Origin of the sequence: Paraburkholderia atlantica (assembly GCF_009362785.1) — a bacterium.
Taxonomy (GTDB): Bacteria; Pseudomonadota; Gammaproteobacteria; order Burkholderiales; family Burkholderiaceae; genus Paraburkholderia; species Paraburkholderia atlantica.
This window is the reverse complement of the sequence record NZ_WHNQ01000003.1, coordinates 73,218-91,650: the sequence shown is the minus strand read 5'-3', so window position 1 is coordinate 91,650 and position 18,433 is coordinate 73,218. Positions and strand designations below refer to the sequence as shown.

Genomic DNA, 18,433 nt, shown 5'->3' with positions numbered 1-18,433 from the left:
CTCCTGCGCGAGCCATCCCCATGACCTGCCGCGGCGACGGCGCTGCGACCATCGAGGAACAGTCGCAGGGTCGTTTGCCGCGGACACTTCAGCAGCCGTTGCGCTCAGTCACGCGTCCCATTGCGGAGCGAAGGGGGGAACGACGTAACGCTGATCCTTGCGAAGCGCAGCGATTGCTTGGCGGTCATCGTCGTCGAGTCGAACAGCTAGTGCATCGAGATTTGCTTGCTGGCTTTCGCGTCGCTGTGCCTTGGGTATTGCGATAACGCCGTCCTGATCGAGCAGCCAGGCAATGGCGATCTGTGCGGCAGTCGCACCGTGCTTGCTGCCGATCCGTGCCAATGTCGAATCGCTTGCCGCACGTCCCTGTGCGAGCGGCGCATACGCCACCAACGGGATGTTTTTCGAGCGCAGATAGGCAAGCATCGCGGTCTGATCCAGGAACGGATGATATTCGAGTTGATGACAGGCGATCGGCGCTCCGATATCCTCCACGGCCGCTTTGATCAGCGGCATATTGAAATTGCACACACCAATGCCGCGCGCAAGTCCCGCCTCCTTGAGATGCACGAGAGTCTCCAAGACAGCCCCAAGATTCATGTCGCGGGACGGCCAATGGATCATGTAGAGGTCGACGAAATCCAGCCGCAGCTTCTCGAGGCTCGTCGCAAATGCGCGGCGCAGGGCATTGGGGTCGAGGTTCTCGTGCCATACCTTGGTCGTCACAAATAGCTCGTCGCGCGCGATACCCGAGCCGGCGATGGCGGCACCCACCGATTCTTCATTCTGGTACATCTCGGCGGTATCGATATGCCGATAGCCGACTTCCAGCGCGCTTTCTACGACCGGCTGACAGTCGTTGCCGGGCATCCGGAACGTGCCGAAGCCCAGGCGCGGTATTGCAAGCTCTCCTCGTTTGATCGTTTCCATTGATTTTTCTCCGTGTTGGCGAGGCGTCCAATGTCTCACGCGCCAATTGATGAATAAAGTATGGTTCAATCAAATCTGAAATGATTAAAATCATGAATCCATCAGTGTTCGAGGCGCATCATGACCTTCGACGGTCGATTGTTTGCGGGGATAACGGTGCTTGTTGCTGTCGCGGAGAGCGGGAGTTTCGTTCGCGCCGCGGAGGCGCTCGGCGTGTCTCCGTCCGGCGTAAGCAGAGCGATAAGCCGGCTGGAAAAGCAGATCGGAGTCCGCTTGCTCGACCGTACGACCCGATCGCAAACCTTGACGGACGAAGGCAGGCGTCTCTACGAGACGGTCAGCCCGCATCTGGTCGGCATCGAGTGCGCGGCAAGTACAGCATCGGGTTCGGCCGGCGTGGTCCAAGGCAAGTTACGCGTCAACGTGGACCCGTTCTTTTCGCGGACCGTCCTGGCGTCGAAGCTGCCCGCACTGCTGCAGCAGTTTCCAGAGCTTTCGGTGGAATTGATCATGCGCGATGACGTGGGCGATCTCGTTGCGGATGGCTTCGACCTTGCGATACGTTTCGGGCCGCCACCCGTTGGTACGCTGGTTGCCCGCAAGCTGCTGGAAGCGCGAATCATCACGGTTGCGTCTCCGGCTTACCTCGAAAGCAACGGCCGGCCCAGTTGTCCTGATGACGTCGTCGATCACGAACGCATCCTTTTCTACAATCCCTTGTCGGGACGCCCTTTCGAATGGGAGTTTCATCGAGGCAAGGAAGTCGTCGGCATCCCGGTCTACGGGCGGCTGCTGGTCTCCGATGTCGGCACGATGTTGAACGCTTGCGTAGCGGGCGCAGGAATCGCCCAGGTCATGTCGATCGGAACGGAAACACTGATCGCCCAGCAAGACCTTGTCGATCTGTTTCCGGACTGGCCGGATGAACGTTTCCCTCTATATGCGCTCTATCCGTCGCGGCGGCACCTGGCTGCAAAGGTGCAGGCGTTCATTTCGTTCTGCGTTGATACCCAGATCGCGCCAAATGGGTCTGCGACCTCGCAGCAAGCGAAGCGGAGCCGATCTGGCTTGAAGCGCTCGCAGTCTCGGTCGCGCTGATAGGTGAGATTTCAAATATTTGTCGAACGCTGACCGACGAGGCGGCACAGGACCCAAGGAGGCTTTGCGATGCTCGCACTCTTTACCGATTTCGGAGCCGACGACATCTATGTCGGGCAGGTGAGGGTCGCTTTGCTGCGGCATGCGGCAGCCGGCACCCCCATTATCGATGTGCTGCATACTGCGCCGAACTACAACGCGCAGGCAGGCGCGCATCTACTCGCGGCGCTAGCGCAGTGGTACCCGCCGGATTGTGTCTTCCTTGCCGTGGTCGATCCCGGCGTGGGTAGCGAACGGGATGCCGTCGTGCTGCAAGCCGACGGGCAGCGGTTCGTCGGGCCGGACAACGGGCTGCTCTCGGTCGTGGCGGCGCGCGCGGCGCATACCAGGACCTGGCGCATTACATGGCGTCCCGCAGCGCTCTCCGCTTCGTTTCATGGTCGCGACCTGTTCGCCCCGATGGCAGCATGGGTCAGCCGCGGCGAGTTGCCCTCCGACAAACTCTTTGAGACGACAGGCTTGAGCGTGCAGCTGGATGCGGGCGATTTCGCCCAGGTCATCTACGTCGATCACTACGGCAATGCGCTGACAGGGCTGCGGGCTGGAACCGTGCCGAGGTCTGCACGGCTTAGCATCGGAGATGCCGATGTCGAATATGCCCGGGTCTTTTCCGATGTAACGGCCGGTCAAGCTTTCTGGTACGAGAACTCGATCGGGCTCGTCGAGATCGCCGTGAATCGCGGCAGCGCCGCGACGCAGCTTGGCGTACGTGTCGGAGATCCGGTCCGGGTGCAAGGGGGCGGTGAATCGGCGACATAGCGCGCCTTACCAGAGTTGTAGCGTCGCGAAAGTGCCTGAAAATCAAAGCCTGCGAGCGATGAAGGAAGGGCTGGGCGGCGACCCTCGTCGCCGCCATCTGCGCTCACGGCAGAGTGATCTTGCGGGTGACTTCGGCCGTCACGTTGGGACCCGTGGCTACACCGAACACCGGGTAGACGATTTTCGAACCGCTGGCAGCCAGGCCCATGTAGTCGCCGAGGAAATGGCCGCCTGCCACGGGAGCGTTAAGGATGTTGAACGAGGTGTCGGTCAGCTTCCGTTCATTACTCCAATTCGCGGGATTGGTACACGCAGTAGCAGTCGAACAGAACACCGCGAAATAGTCGGTTCCCTCGAAGCCGGCGGGCGAGTTCGTGTCGTTACGAAAGTCGTAGTAGGTCACCACGATCGTATTGCCGTCGCCCGACGCCACCACCGCCGGAATGAAAGCCTGCTGACGGCAGGGGTTGGTTCCGTTCGGCGGCGTCTTGTTGATCATCACTGGCGTTGACCACGTAGAACCGCCATCTGTCGATTGGCTGAAGGCGATCCCGTCGATCGGGATCGATCCGGTGGGCGTGGTGCAGGTTGCGGACGAAAAGCGATCGTCCTGCCAGGTGAGATAGATTGCCCCCGACATCGGGTTCACGGCGACACTGTAAAGAATGGATGCATCGCGTATCGACTGGCCGCTGTCAGGCGAGACCACTCCGACCACCGAAATGTCGTTGATGAATGTCGGCGCCGACCAGTTCCCGCCTCTATCCCCAGACTTGATATAGCCGATGCTCAGGCCCGACGGCGTAGCGTTGATCGCCGTAAAGAAATCAAGCAAGGTTCCATCAGGCAACACGCGCACGATGTTGTCGATCGTCTGTGCGTTCGTCCCCGGCTGGTAGATCGGCGCGGCGGTGCTCCAGGTCACGCCTTTGTCAGTGGATCGCGAGAAGAAGCTCGGGCCGGTGAAATTGAACTTGAACAAGGGGGCGCCGCCCGCCGCGGATGCCGCACCGTTACGCAATTGTCGCGCGATCAGAACGCCATCGTTCTGCGCGAGCAACTGGGCGCCTTCCTTCGTTTGCGGGAACACGCTCAACTGGTCCCAAACCGCATACACGTAGTCGCTCGCAGTCGGATCCGCAGTGAGCGAGTTCTTGTCATTGAGCACGTGCGGCGAGTTGCTGCGGATCAGCGTGACGGGAGTCTGCCACGTTGCGCCGTGGTCAGTGGAGCGGCTGACCAGCATCGCGCTATTGCGCGCGCCAAACGGCGTCGTCGGTTTCGCGGGGTCCAGCACCAGAGAGAAGAAGAAGGCCGTTCCGTCTCGCGCAAAGTCCACCCATGGATCGGATGCACGGCGGAATTTGCCGCCAGTGCAGTTAGTCACGCCGGACGGAATTGAGTTGGACCAGGTGCCGCCCGCATCATTGGAGACGACGCCGACGAGCCCGCGTGAGCCGCCGTCGTTCCAGCGATCCTGCTGGTGGCCGGCGAGGAGGCGAGACGGGTCCGTCGGGTCCACCGCAACCCAGGGCTCGATCGAGGTGGCGGGAAACAGGACGCTGCCGAATGCCGATTCCTGCGCGTTCAGCTGGTCGGCAGTGCAACCGCTAAATGGGTCGCCCGCGGCTACCTGGACGAGCGATCCCAGCGTTTGCGCGTGCGCGCCTGGGCCGATCGAACATGCGAGCGCGACGACGCCCCCACCTGCAATGCCCCGCAACATAGACCGGGATAGGCAACTAAAATTGATTTTCATTCTGGGCCTCGCGAAAAAGGGGAAAACGCCTGTGAATTGCCGGCTTTCCATCGCCGGCGCCATCACTTCCAACCTTCGGATACATGTGAAAACGTCTTTTCCCAGCGCAGAAACGATGCTTGCTACCGTCCGCCAACGACATGCAGCAACGCATGTATCTACCGAAACACACTAGGTCGCGGTGGCCGAATCTGTGTGAATAAATCTTTGGGTATGCTATTTCAACACTTGATATCCCCGGCATTGCGGGCATGGCATGGTGATTGCAGCGGATCACACAATGCGGTCGAAGAATGTATCCGCTGCAGAAACGTGGCGTTTGAAATCCATGGCGAGGACTCACGCTGCTAGCTGCGTGACGGCTTGGCCCGCAAACAGACGTCGGGGTCGGCGACAGAAAAAAAAGCCCGCTCTCGAAAGAGAGCGGGCGTGGACTGAAAGAAGCCCCCAGGCGTTACAGACCCAGGCGATGCCCCCTGCATTACGTCAATGACTCGTTCCCAGATAGGCCGCCTTCACTGACGGATCGTTGCGCAATTGCAGCGCCGGCCCATGCGCGGCGATCCGGCCGTTTTCCAATACGTAACCGTAATCGGCCACATTGAGCGCGGCCGCGGCGAACTGCTCGACAAGCAGCATCGTCACGCCCTGGCCCTTCAGATTCTCGATGATGCGGAAGACCTCTTCGACGAGTATCGGTGCGAGCCCCATCGAAGGTTCGTCGAGCAGCACGAGTTCCGGGTTCAGCATGATCGCGCGCGCCATCGCCAGCATCTGCTGCTCGCCTCCGGAGAGGGTGCCGGCCAGTTGATGGCGCCGCTCTTTCAAACGCGGAAAGAGTTCGATCGCGCGTTCCAGATCGGCGTTCACATCGCCGCGCGGCCGCGCCCACGTGAGGCGTGGAAAGGCGCCCAGGATCAGGTTGTCGTGCACGCTCATCGTCGCGAACACGCGCCGTCCTTCCGGCGAATGCGCGAGTCCGAGGCGAGCGATGCGATGCGAATCGAGTGCGTCGATCCGCTTCGCGCTCGCGCCCACACCCATCGTGATCTCGCCGTCGCTAGGGCGGATCATTCCGGAGATCGCGCGCATGGTGGTGGTTTTGCCCGCGCCGTTCGAGCCGATCAGCGTGACGACCGAGCCCTTGGGCACGTCGATCGAAATGCCGTGCAGCACTTTCACCTTGCCGTATCCTGCATGCAGATTCTTGACCGATAGCATGTGTGTTCCTGTGTGTCTCGTGGGTCGAGTTAGGGGCGCGGCTCAGGCCGCTTGCCCCGCCGCCTCGCCGCCGAGATAAGCCTCGATGACATTTTCGTTCGACTGGATGTCGGCCGGATTGCCTTCCGCGATCTTCTGCCCGAAGTCGAGCACCGACACCCGGTCGCAGACGCTCATCACGACGTCCATGTGATGTTCGATCAGCACGACGGTGATGCCGTGATCGCGCACCTTGCGGATGATTGCGACCAGTTCCTTGATGTCAGGCGCGGTCAGGCCGGCCGCCGGTTCGTCGAGCAGCAGCACTTGCGGATCGAGCGCGAGCGCCCGCGCGATTTCCAGCAGCCGTTGCTTGCCGTAGGGCAGGTTGCGCGCTTCTTCGCCGGCGGCATGTTCTAGCCCGACAAAGCGCAGCATGCCCAACGCGCGCTCGCGGGCGGCGCGCTCCTCGCGTCGGTAACGCGGGGACATCAGTCCGACGTCCGCGATATGTGCCCGAAACGTGTGATGCAAGCCGACCAGCACGTTTTCGAGTGCGGTCATCTCGCCGAACAGCTGCACGTTCTGGAAGGTGCGCGCGATGCCCGCCAACGCGATCTGCGACGAAGTCTTGCCCGCGAGCGACATGCCGCGATACTCGATCGAGCCCGCGGTCGGCACGTAGATGCCGGTCAACACGTTCATCATCGTGCTCTTGCCGGAGCCATTAGGGCCGATCAGTCCGTGGACCGTGCCACGCCGCACGGTCAGGTCGACCTGATTGAGCGCCTTGAGCCCGCTGAACTGCATCAGGATGCCGCGTAGTTGCAGGATCTCTTCCGCGTCGCCTGCGTGCACGGCTGCGACCGCGTCTGCGCCGATCGTCGCGGGTTGTTGAGTGTCGACGGTGCTCGCGCGCACCACGCCGCCCATCATGCTCTTGCGCACGAATCCGATCACGCCGTCCTGCAGGTAGTACACGACGAGCAGGATCATCAGGCCGAAGATGGTCAGCCGCCAGTCGGCGAGCGTGTCGATGCCGTACGAGAACGCGGCGAGTCCCACCGTACCGAGCACCGGAATCGCCACCTTGCGTGCCGTCGACACCTTGCGCGCGAGCGCCACGCCTGCGCCGATCACGACCGCGGCCGCCAGCACCGATGCGACGATGCGGAACATATCGATGTCATCGAGCAGCTTGGGCAAGAGCACGATGATCGCCGATCCGAGCACCGCGCCGGTGCGCGTCTTGCGCCCGCCCATGATGATCGCGAGCAGGAACAGGATGGTCAGCTCGAAGTTGTAGGTATTCGGTGAGATGTACTGCTCCGAATACGAGTAGAGGCAGCCGGCCAGACCCGCAAAGCCCGCGCTGATCACGAACGCGTAGACCTTGTAACGGTACACCGACACGCCCATACAGTCCGACGCGATCGGACTGTCTCGCAGCGCTTCGAAGGCCCGGCCCAGATGCGACTTGAGCACCCGGTGCACGACGATCAGCGAGGCCACCAGCAGGGCCGCGACGAGCCAGTAGTATTCGACTTCGTTCATCGGCCGCGCGCCGAGCGACGGCTTGGGAATCTTGACGCCCATCGGCCCGTTGGTCAGAAAATCCATCTCGTTGATGAGAATCTGAAGGATCGTGCCGAACGCGAGCGTCACCATCGCGAGGTAGGGGCCGGACACGCGCAATGCGGGCAGCGCAAGGATCGCGCCGAAGCCGGCCGTGACGAGAATCGCGAGCGGCGCGGTCACGAAAATCGGCAAGCCGAGCTTCATGAACAGCACGCCCGCCGTGTAGGCGCCAACCCCGAACAGCCCCGCATGCCCGAGCGAAACCTGGCCGGTGTAGCCGACCACGATGTCGAGACCGAACAGCAGGATCGCGTAGATCATGATGGTCTCGACCAGATGGATGTAGTACGGATTGCCCGACAGCACCGGGAACACCGCAAGCGCGATCAGCACAAGTGCCGTCGCAACGAGTTTCTTCAGATTCACGGCGGCCCTCACACTTTCTTGATTGAAGTCTTGCCGAACAGACCGGCGGGTTTCATCGCCAGCACGATGAGCAGCAGGACCAGCCCCGGCACGTCCTTATAGCCGGTGGAGATATAGAAGCCCGTAGTGGTCTCGGCGATGCCGAGAATGACGCCGCCGACGAGGATGCCCAAACCGCTCGTGAGTCCGCCGATGATCGCCACCGCGAACGCCTTGAGGCCGAGCACCGCGCCCATCGTCGCGCCGGTCAGCGTGAGCGGAGCGATCAGCACGCCGGCGAACGCGGCGGTCAGCGACGAGAGGGCATACGAAAACGTGATCACGAGGCCGGTGTTGATGCCCATCAGCGCGGCGGCGTCGCGGTCGTTCGCGGTGGCCACGACGGCCTTGCCGAAGATCGTCTTGCGATTGAAGAACTCGACGGCGAGCATCATTGCGAGCGCGCCGCCGACCACCAGAAGTTCCATCGGCAGAACGTTCGCGCCGAACACCTTGAGCGGCGCTTCCGGCAGCGGCGACGGGAAGCGCAGATCGTCGCGGCCCCAGACGTTTTCCGCGACGTTCTTGAAGATGATGCCCAGCGCAATCGTCGACATGATCCAGCCGAATTCGGATTTGATCTTGATCGCGGGCCGCACCCCGATCCGTTCGACGAACGCGCCCTGCAACAGACCGAACGCGCAGACGAGCGGGATCATGAGCCAGTAGTTGACGCCGAGCGAAACCAGCGTGAGGCCGACCAACGCGCCGAGCATCAGCGCGTCGCCCTGGCCGAAGTTCAGCGTGCCGGAAGTCGCGAATGTGAGTTGGTAGCCGAATGCGATCACGGCGTAGATCATGCCGAGTGCGATTCCGCTATAGATGAGCTGTAAAAGAATGGTCATCGTCGAGCGCCTTAGAGTTCACCATCTATAAAACAAAGCCGCCCCCGCTGGCGGGCGGGTGCGGCTTTGGAGCATGCTGCCGCGCTGGATTTGCGCTTGTATCCGCGCTTAGTTCGTCGACGCCTGCTTGGCGCGCAACTGGTTGCCGTCCTTGCGATCAGCGTCATACGCATAGATCACGCGGCCGCCCTTGACCTCGCCAACCACCGGCACGTTCGGGCTGATCGCCTCGTGGTCGTCGTGAGTGAACGGCTTGTCGTAAACCATCACGACGCCTTCCACCTTGCCGTTGAGGTTTTCCAGCGCGGCGCGCACCTTCGGACCTTCAATCGAACCCGCCTGGGTCATCGCCGCGGCCAGCAGATAGACCGAGTCGTACCCTTGCGCGGCTGACACCGCCGATTCGATGCGGTTGTTCTTCGGCTTGAACTCCTTGAGGTACGCGTCGATGAACGCCTTGCGCTTAGGCGTGTTCGCTTCCTGAATGAACGTCTGCGGCATACGGGCGCCTTCACCGTTGGTGCTCGCGTTGTCGATGTAGTTCGCCATCGACAGGGTCCAACTGCCGACCAGCGGCACTTTCCAGCCGAGCTTGGCCATGCCGTTGGCGATCTGCGCGAGTTCCGGCCCAATGCCGTAGGTCAGCACCGCTTCAGCGCCGGCCTCCTTGGCCTTGAGCAGCTGCGCGGTCATGTCGACGTCCTTGATGTTGAATTTTTCTACGGCAACCGGCTTGACGCCTTTCGTGCCCAGCGCCTTTTCGAGGTCTTCGCGGCCGAGCTGACCGTAGTTGGTCGAGTCCGCGAGAATCGCGACCTTCTTGAAACCGCGCTTGACGATTGCTTCTTCAACGATCATCGGCGCCTGAATGCGGTCGGCGGCGGCGTTGCGGAAGACGTAGTTATCCGGTTGATCGGTGAACTGCTTCGTCAGGACACTGCCAGTCGCGACGTTGTTGAACACTGGGATCTTCGCTTCCTGGAAGAAGCGTTGAGACGCGAGTGCCACGCCGGTATTGATGTAGCCCACCACCGCAGCCACTTTTTCCTTGTTGATCAGCTCTTGCGCGATCTGTACGCCGCGTTCATTTTTTGCTTCGTCGTCGCGCTCGACCAGCACGATCTGACGGCCAAGCACGCCACCGGCCTTGTTGATTTCCGCGGTGGCGAGCCGCACGCCGTCGCGCATGCTCACGCCCATCGAAGACGAACCGCCGGTGAAAGGTCCGTCGACACCGATCTTGATCGGGTCGGCGGCGTAACTGACGTCAATGAGGGCACACAACGCGAGCGCGCTCACGACGCTCTTCAAGCGAATTCCCATACTGTCTCCGTAGCATGTCTTTTTTTGCACGGGAGCCTGGAAGCGGCTTCCATGCACGCCGACTGGACGTTCTCAGGGAGCCTGAGCGCCCGTCGTGACGGAGTATGGAATTGTTAATCTATATGTAATATTCGGAATTACCCGCGTGGTGCTATACCGGGCTTATTGGCAGATTAGAGAGAAGCGTCTAACTTTTGTTATCGAGCGGCGGCACCGACCGACTGATTGACTCTGATATCTGTCGTTTAATTTCATGCGCGCCTCGCCCGCGCCGCAAGGCGCGCAATCATCCGCTCAGCCATTGCGCGATCGATCACTTCGAATGAGCGGCTCGTGCGCTCATAGGCATACATGGCGCCAGTCGCGATATCGAACCACCAGCCGCTCAATACGAGTGCCCCGGCAATGACTTGCTGGCGGACGATCGGGTAGGTCATCAGGTGCTCGAGCTGGACGAGTACATTGAGTTGCGACAATTGATCGTGCGCTTTAAGCCTGTCATCGAGCGGACCTTCCTGTTCGAGGCGAAACGCCGCGTTGTTGGCGTGGCATAGCCATTTATCCAGGTTTGGCGATTTCAGCTTGGCGTTTCGTGAGAACACGGACTTCATCGCGCCGCACTCCGAATGCCCGCACACGACGATATTCGCGACTTTCAGCACCAGCACCGCATATTCGATCGCGCTTGCCTCGGAAAGATCTCCGGTAGAGACGCCCTCCGAAGTCGCCGGTGGAATCAGATTGCCCACGTTGCGCATCGTAAAGAGATCGCCGGGATGCGTCGATGCAAGCAGATCCGGCACAACCCGGCTGTCCGAGCACGTGATGAATAGCGCATCGGGTGTTTGAGCGAGCGCCAGTTTGCTGAACTGCTGCGCGTATTGCGGCAGCATCTTCTCCCGGAACTCGACGATGCCCATGATGAGTTTTCGCATGATCGCCCCTCAAAGGACGGGTTGCCTTGCTGCCGAGGTGTCCGAGCCTCCAAGCCCTTGCGAGTCCGGGATACGGGCCAACGCCAGGTCCTCCGGAAATGGATGCCGCGCACCGATCTCACGGTCCAGCAGGGTCAGCTCGACACGTAACGCGTCGTGACGATGCTCCGGCAAGCAATGGAGGAGATTCTCTATCGCCGCGCGCTGACGGCGCGCGATCTGGATGCTGCCCGCGCCGTACTGACGTATCTCGCGGAAACTGATATGCACGAAATCTTCCCAGTTCGGCGTTCGGAAGATGACGCACACACGCCCAGACTTATCCGTGATCTCTTCGGTGTACAAAGACCGTTTTCCGACTACGCGCAATAGCCGCTGCAACTGATCGATAGCCAGCACGGCCGTAGTGGGATCGTTGATCGCGGCCGATAACGCCTTCAGCGCAATATCGACGAGGATGCGGAACGCGAACATTGGGTCCTGTTCCATCGTGCGTTCAGTCCCAAAGGCGACCAGTGTACGCAGCCGGTTTTCATCGATTGCACCCGAGTCTCCGTACAGATAAAACAAGGGTTCGTCCACCGCGACGAAATCGCCGACTTGCGGCACGAATTCGATAACCGAGTTCGTGCGTCTCGCCTTGGCAACCAGCCTTTCGAGATTCACGGCCAGAACGATGCCGGATATGCCGCTGTGGCGAACGATGCGATCAGGTGCGCCTCGCTTGCGGTCAATGCACGGCGGGGCGATCCGGCCGGTCGCCGGCGCGGGATAAACGCCTTCGATGACCGCTATCCCAAGTTCCCCAACTCGCGCCACGAGGCTCACTGGACGCAGGAATTTCGCCGCATAGTCAATCAGGAAAAGGAATGCGACGACGGAAGCGAATCCGAATAGCGCTGCAATGAATACCTGAAGCTGGTGCACCTGACTGTCACCCATCCAGCCCAGGGTTCTGTTGGCGAACAGGAGTGTGAAAACGAACAATCCCGAGATGTTGCGGATTACGTTATCGCGCAGCAACGTGGTCGCGATGATCCGCGGCGTATATTGACCGCCAGCCACCTGGATCGCGACGAGCAGCGAACCGAAGGTAAACACCAGAAACGCCAGGTCTGCGGAAACGATGTCGCCGACAAGCGACCGCGCTCCAGTCATGGATAGCCCAAACAGGCCGGTTTTCGGATCGAGGATGTCGTGTCCGATCAACCACCTTCCCAGCATTTCAGTGAGCGGCTTTACCACCGCATAGATCGCTACTGCGACGAGCGGCACCGTCCACAGGGAAGACCTGAGGTAACTCTTTAGGCTGTACCAGCGGTTCCAGTCCATGTTCGCTCTTCCTGCGTCGCGGTTCGCCTCGGACGATGAAAAGGAGACTCCTCGGGCACGTGGACTCTCCCGAACCAATAAGACACGCGACCTTCAGGTCGGTCAATGAGACTTTGGTCCGACAGGTCGACGCCTGAGGACGTGCGAAACCTCGCGACGAAGATGACGAGACATCGTTATGAAGAATGGCCGCAGGAGAGCATCGTCTAGCGTGCCATCGTGGGCAGTGCGTCTTCGGCGGCTGGCGCGCCCGTCCGCACATCTTCGGCGGCGGCAGCGGCGGCGGTATCGGACGCCAGGTGGGCCAGCTTCATCAGACGCGGCTGCAGCAGCAGCGCGACGAGACCGCTCCAGCCCGTTTGATGCGAAGCGCCGACGCCACGCCCGCTGTCGCCGTGAAAGTACTCGTGGAAAAGCACGAGATCGGACGAACGCGGGTCGGCCTGCAACTGCGGATAAGCCGCCATCACCGGTCGCATGCCGTGCTCGTCCTTCAGAAAGAGGGTAGTGACACGCCGCGCGAGACCGTCGGCGATCTCGCTGAGCGAGCACCGCTTGCCCGATCCCGTCGGATATTCGATGCGGAACTCGTCGCCGTAGTAGCGATGGAATTCATACAGCGATTCGATCAGCAGATAGTTGACGGGCATCCACACAGGCCCGCGCCAATTCGAATTGCCGCCGAACACGCGCGAATCCGATTCGGCCGGCTGATACTCGATGCAGACATGCGCGCCGCCATAATCGAACTCGTACGGTGTATCGCGATGCACGCGTGACAGCGCACGCACGCCGTGATCGGACAGAAATTCGTTTTCGTCGAGCGCTCGGCGCAGCAGCGCCGTCATCCGGTATCCGCGCAGCAGCGACAGCAGCGTGGTGTTGCCCTTGCCGGGTTCGGTCCAACGCGACACCAGCTTGGCCAGGTTCGGACGATGATCGAGAAACCACGCGAGCCGTTCTCGCAGGCCAGGCAGGTGGCCGTATATCCGCTCTTCGAGCACATGCACGGCGAACAGCGGAATCAGGCCGACGATCGAGCGAACGCGCATCGGCACACGGGTTCCGTCCGGAAGATGCAGCACGTCATAGAAGAATTCGTCGCGGCCGTCCCACAGACCTGTTCTGCATCCCTCGCTGCAACCGACCGCTTCCGCGATATACAGGAAATGCTCGAAAAACTTCACCGCGATTTCGACGTAGGCGTTGTTCGTCATCGCAAGCTCGAGTCCGATCTGCATCAGGTCGAGCGCATACGAGGCCATCCACGCGGTGCCGTCGGCCTGGTCGATACGGCCGCCCGTCGGCAGCGGGGAAGAGCGGTCGAAGATCCCGACGTTGTCGAGCCCGAGAAAGCCACCCTGGAAGATGTTGCGGTCCTCCGCGTCCTTGCGGTTGACCCACCACGAAAAATTCAGCAGCAGCTTGTGGAACATCACTTCGAGAAACTGGTGGTCGCCGACGCCCGTGACTTCACGGTCGAGTTCGTACACGCGCCATGTCGCCCATGCATGGACGGGCGGGTTCGCGTCGCCGAACGCCCATTCGTAGGCGGGCAACTGCCCGTTCGGATGCATGTACCGTTCTTTCACGAGCAGCAGCAACTGCTTCTTCGCGAAGTCGGGATCGATCATCGCGAACGCGGCGGCATGAAACGCGAGATCCCACGACGCGTACCACGGGTATTCCCACTTGTCCGGCATCGATACGACGTCGCCATTGCACATATGCCGCCAGTCCGCATTGCGCCCGTGCCGGCGTCCTTTCGGTGGCTTCGGCTGACCGGGGTCGCCGTCGTGCCAGCGCGTCACGTCGAACTGGTAATACTGCTTCGTCCATAGCATGCCGGCGAGCGCCTGGCGTTGCACGAGCCGCGCATCGGCGTCGGCGATGTCATGCTGGAGCGCCGCGTAGAACTCGTCGGCCTCCGCGATCCGGCGCGCGAACAGTGCTTCGAAGTCGAGCGGCGCGTCGTCGCGCGTGATGCCCGGCAGTGCGGCCGGGCGCCAGCGCAGATACAGCACCGCGCGCTCGTGCGGCGCGAGCGACAGCGCCACATGCGCGGCGGCACGGGTGCCCGCGTCGCGGCGTATCGCCTGCTCGTCGCCATCGACGAGGTAATCGTTGAAGCCATCCTTGAACGGGCCCGCGCCCGCAATGCCGAAAATGCGGCGCACATTGGTTTCGTTTTCGCAGAACAGCCATTCGATCGGCTGCGGCGCCGAAGCCGTGACGATCATCGTGCCCAGCGCGGGGTTGTGCGCGATCACGCGCGCGCCTTCGACGGACGCCGGTTCGAGCGTCAGCGACGGCCTGCCGGGCTTGCCTGACCACGCCCAGCGGTTGCGCGCCCAGAACAGCGGCAGCACATGGAGTGGCGCGTGCTGATCCGCGCGATTTTCGACGGTGACGCGCATCACGATGTCGTCGGGTGTGTGCTTCGCGTACTCGACCCAGACGTCGAAATAGCGATTGTTGTCGAACACGCCCGTATCGAGGATTTCGTATTCGGGCTGGTCGGCGCCCCGCCGGCCGTTTTCGTCGACCAGGTCCTGATACGGATACGCATCGTGCGGGTACTTGTACAGCATCTTCATGTATGAATGCGTCGGCGTGCCGTCGACGTAGAAGTACAGTTCCTTCACGTCCTCGCCGTGATTGCCTTGCGCATTGGTCAAGCCAAACAGCCGCTCCTTCAGGATGGGGTCGCGCCCGTTCCAGAGCGCGAGCGACACGCACCAGTCGAGTGGATCGTTGCCGAATCCGGCAATGCCGTCCTCGCCCCAGCGGTACATGCGGCTGCGCGCCTGATCGTGGGGGAAATACTCCCATGCGGTTCCGTAGTCGCTGTAGTCCTCGCGAACGGTGCCCCACTGCCGGTCACTCAGATAAGGCCCCCAGCGGCGCCAGCAATCGAGATCCGGGCCATGCAGACGGCTTCCTTCCTTCGAACGGAGCAGATCGTTTGCGCGTAGCGATGACATGTGACCTCCCAAACCGGGATCGACTTCGTTGCCGGGCGGTATCTGGATGATAGGCGTCGTTTGGGCCATATTGCGTTCGGCTCCGAAGCGCAGCGAATTTGACGCGGTCGACGTGTGGTTTCTGGCCTCGGAAAGCGGGTGAGGTGCGGGTTACCACCGACATCGGGCATCCGTCACGATGCACGTTTTGTCCGGGCAAACGTCATCTCTGTCCATTGAGAGCGACGCGGCTGAGGCTCTAAATTGGCGCCATTAAGCCCACCTGGCGCTTGCGAGAAACAAGATCAACTCGCGCGCCACCCGCCCGAACATACACCGCCAGTGAAGCGGACTGTTCGGGCGGCTCCAGAGGAGACACCGGCATGGCCCACCAGATAACCCTCCGTTTTGAGGACGGAGTGACCCGCTTCATCGACTGCGAGGAGGGCGAGCGCGTCACCGATGCCGCCATTCGCGCCAGGATCAATATCCCGCTCGATTGCCGTGATGGTGTGTGTGGCACCTGTAAGGCGGTCTGCGAGTCCGGCGAGTACGTTCTTGGCGACTGCGTGGAAGATGCGCTGAGCCCGGACGAGGTGAGCGCCCGCAAGGTTCTCACCTGCCAGATGAGCCCGCGTTCCGACTGCGTGATCCAGATCGCCACGAACTCCAATGTCTCAGGTACCGGCCCAGCTTCCCACAAGGGGCGGATCATCGCCTGCCAACGAGCGTCGGACACTACGATCGCCTTTTCGGTCGAGCTCGAGGACCGCGCGGATCTCAGCTTTCTTCCCGGGCAGTACGTCAACGTCCAGGTGCCCGGCACCGATCAGACTCGGTCCTACTCGTTCAGCTCGGGGCCGTCCGAGCCGCACGTGTCCTTCCTTGTGCGCAATGTGCGTCAAGGCGTGATGTCGAGCTGGCTGTGCGAAACCGCCAAAGTAGGCGACCCGATCGAGCTTCGCGGCCCGATGGGAAGCTTCTACCTGCGCGCCATCGAGCGGCCGGTGCTGTTTCTGGCGGGTGGCACGGGCCTCGCGCCGTTCCTGTCGATGCTGGACAAGATCGTCGAGGACGGCGGCAGCCCGTATCCGATCCACATGATCCTCGGTGTCAACAGCGATGAGGATCTGGTTGGCATCGACCGGCTCGAAACCTATGCGCAGCGCCTGCCGAACTTCACCTATGCGTGCACCGTCTCCAACGCCGACAGTGCCTATCCCAACAAGGGCTATGTGACCCACCACATCGGCGCCTCCCAGCTCAACGGTGGCGATGCGGATGTCTACCTGTGCGGCCCGCCGCCGATGGTCGATGCGGTGCGCGATTTTCTGTCGTCCGAAGGGCTGACGCCGCGCAACTTCTATTACGAGAAGTTCGCCGGCACCGGCCTCGTGGTCCAGACCGGCGAGGAGCGCATCGCTCCTGTCGATGTCGATGAAGCCTTCGACCTGCGCATGGCGCTCGAACTGGGGGCGGCTCAGCTGACCATGGGCCGGCTGTCGAGCGAGCAACTGATCGCCTTTCGCCAGCTCGCCGAGGCGACGGCGCCGTTCGTGCGCGGGCGGCGCTTTACCGATGTGCCACGCTACATCGAGGCGAATCACGCGTTCCACATGTTCACGATCGAAGCCTCCGGGAACGCCCAGTTGATCGCGCTCTACCGGCAGTTGGCCGTGCAGGACTACATCGCTCGCGCGCTGTCCGACCAGATCGAGATCGTCGGCGATATCGTCCAGCAGCATCGGGACATCGTCGCCGCCTTCGAACTGGGCGACCTGAACGCGGCGCGGGACGTGATTGCGCTGCATGCGCTCCATTCCAAGGCCACGATGAGCCGGGCGCTGGAGCGTATGGCGACGGGCAAGACGGCACCCGTGGCCGCAGCGGCCCCGGCCCCCGTTCTCCCGGCTGCTGTGCCCCAGAGCGCGCCGCAGGTCTGCCCATTCTCGGGCAGCACGCTTCCGGCCTATTCACACGAACTGGACTGGCCCGATGGGTTGGAGCCATTCAAGGTGGTCGATGACGGCTCGCAAGGCGACCCTTACGAGCACTACCGCTGGATGCGGGAGCATGCGCCGGTGCTGCGTTGCCAGTCGGCGACTTCGGACGTGTGGTTCCTGTCGCGCTATGACGACGTCTACCAGGCGATCCGCAACCCGAAGCTGTTTTCCTCCGAGGTCGTCAGCCCGCCGCCGCTGACGTTCCTGACGCTGTTCGACGCACCCGACCATTCGCGCCTGCGCAAGGTCGTCCAGCCGTCGTTCCTGCCGCTGGCGCTCGATCCTTTTATCGATCAGATCGCGCAAAGGGCGGAGAACCTGCTCGACGCGATGATCGCCAAAGGCGGCGGTGATGTCGTCAACGATTTCGCGATCCCGCTCAGCATCTCGACGATCTCCACGATGATCGACGTGCCGAACGAGGATGAGGAAAAGATGAAGTTCTGGTCGGACGAGACCTTTAGCTATTTCGGGCGCCTCGCCCGCAATGCGCCGGGGACCGGCACCGACGAGCAGAGCGCGAAGGCGTTCTTCGCTTACCTGAAGGAAGCGATGGAGCGGCTCGCTTATACCGACAGCCAGTCGATCGGCGGACATATCGCGCGCATGTGGAAGGACGGGCTGCTTTCGGAAAAGGAAGCGAAGGAGCTGTGCGCGTTCGTCTTCATCGCCGGGCACGACACGACCACCATCCTTGTCGCCAACGCGTTTCGCATGTTTGCCGAACAGCCGAACCTGCTGCGACGTATCCGCGAAAACCCCGCCGACGCTGAGCGTTATGTCGAGGAGGTGGCGCGCTATCGTGGCACCGTCCAGCGCGTGAGCCGCATCACCACCGAGGCGACCACCATCGCGGGCGTCGATCTGCCCAAGGGCGCGGTGGTGCGATTGCTGCTGTCGGCTGCGAACCGCGACAGCCGCAAGTTCGCCGATGGCGAGACCTTCGACATCGACCGCGATTCCAGCGGCCATCTGGGTTTCGGCAACGGCATGCACAAATGCCTTGGCGCGCCGCTCGCCAAGCTGGAGACGCTGATCGCGACGAAGGCTCTGGCCCGCAAGATCGGCGAGATTGCGCTCGATCCGGCAAGGCCGATCCAGTATGTGCGGGGCAACAATCTGACCAACTCCGGGCCGGAGCACCTGTATGTGAAGCTGGGGGCGTTGTCGGCCTGAAGCGGAG

At 61.8% G+C, this 18,433-nt stretch carries 12 protein-coding genes; 3 read left to right on the top strand and 9 right to left on the bottom strand.

The window, feature by feature from the left end:
- Positions 1-108: 108 nt before the first annotated feature.
- Positions 109-930 (bottom strand): aldo/keto reductase, encoded by an 822-nt coding sequence (locus GCT19_RS04910; protein WP_152851200.1) that lies wholly within the window; start codon positions 928-930, stop codon positions 109-111.
- Positions 931-1,050: 120 nt separating this feature from the next.
- On the opposite strand from GCT19_RS04910, the gene GCT19_RS04905 reads away from it, so the two are divergent.
- Together GCT19_RS04905 and GCT19_RS04900 are read left to right on the top strand one after the other, a co-directional pair.
- Positions 1,051-2,028: a LysR family transcriptional regulator gene (locus GCT19_RS04905; RefSeq protein WP_152851199.1), complete on the top strand. Its 978-nt coding sequence runs from the start codon at positions 1,051-1,053 to the stop codon at positions 2,026-2,028.
- Between the two features lie 69 nt (positions 2,029-2,097).
- Complete coding sequence (locus tag GCT19_RS04900; RefSeq protein WP_152851198.1) at positions 2,098-2,847, top strand: SAM hydrolase/SAM-dependent halogenase family protein; 750 nt, start codon at positions 2,098-2,100, stop codon at positions 2,845-2,847.
- A 103-nt stretch (positions 2,848-2,950) separates the two neighbouring features.
- Here the strand turns inward: GCT19_RS04900 and GCT19_RS04895 are convergent, their stop codons facing one another.
- From GCT19_RS04895 to GCT19_RS04860, 8 genes are all read right to left on the bottom strand, one after another.
- A complete protein-coding gene (locus GCT19_RS04895; protein ID WP_152851197.1) occupies positions 2,951-4,606 on the bottom strand; it encodes a sialidase family protein in 1,656 nt (551 codons plus the stop codon).
- A 486-nt stretch (positions 4,607-5,092) separates the two neighbouring features.
- Positions 5,093-5,827 (bottom strand): ABC transporter ATP-binding protein, encoded by a 735-nt coding sequence (locus GCT19_RS04890; protein WP_013093620.1) that lies wholly within the window; start codon positions 5,825-5,827, stop codon positions 5,093-5,095.
- Between the two features lie 42 nt (positions 5,828-5,869).
- The gene (locus GCT19_RS04885; protein ID WP_321576754.1) at positions 5,870-7,810 is read right to left on the bottom strand and encodes a branched-chain amino acid ABC transporter ATP-binding protein/permease; all 1,941 of its coding nucleotides are present in this window, start codon (positions 7,808-7,810) and stop codon (positions 5,870-5,872) included.
- 8 nt (positions 7,811-7,818) lie between these two features.
- Complete coding sequence (locus GCT19_RS04880) at positions 7,819-8,694, bottom strand: branched-chain amino acid ABC transporter permease (protein ID WP_152851196.1); 876 nt, start codon at positions 8,692-8,694, stop codon at positions 7,819-7,821.
- 108 nt (positions 8,695-8,802) lie between these two features.
- Positions 8,803-10,017, bottom strand: coding sequence for an ABC transporter substrate-binding protein (locus GCT19_RS04875; protein WP_013093617.1), 1,215 nt, complete (start codon positions 10,015-10,017; stop codon positions 8,803-8,805).
- A 251-nt stretch (positions 10,018-10,268) separates the two neighbouring features.
- Positions 10,269-10,952, bottom strand: coding sequence for a carbonic anhydrase (locus GCT19_RS04870; protein ID WP_152851195.1), 684 nt, complete (start codon positions 10,950-10,952; stop codon positions 10,269-10,271).
- A gap of 9 nt (positions 10,953-10,961) precedes the next feature.
- Positions 10,962-12,284 (bottom strand): DUF2254 domain-containing protein, encoded by a 1,323-nt coding sequence (locus GCT19_RS04865; RefSeq protein WP_018436304.1) that lies wholly within the window; start codon positions 12,282-12,284, stop codon positions 10,962-10,964.
- A 206-nt stretch (positions 12,285-12,490) separates the two neighbouring features.
- The gene (locus GCT19_RS04860; protein WP_152851194.1) at positions 12,491-15,268 is read right to left on the bottom strand and encodes an MGH1-like glycoside hydrolase domain-containing protein; all 2,778 of its coding nucleotides are present in this window, start codon (positions 15,266-15,268) and stop codon (positions 12,491-12,493) included.
- A 362-nt stretch (positions 15,269-15,630) separates the two neighbouring features.
- Between GCT19_RS04860 and benC the strand changes: the two genes are divergently transcribed.
- Positions 15,631-18,426, top strand: coding sequence for a benzoate 1,2-dioxygenase electron transfer component BenC (benC, locus tag GCT19_RS04855; RefSeq protein ID WP_152851193.1), 2,796 nt, complete (start codon positions 15,631-15,633; stop codon positions 18,424-18,426).
- Positions 18,427-18,433 lie beyond the last annotated feature (7 nt).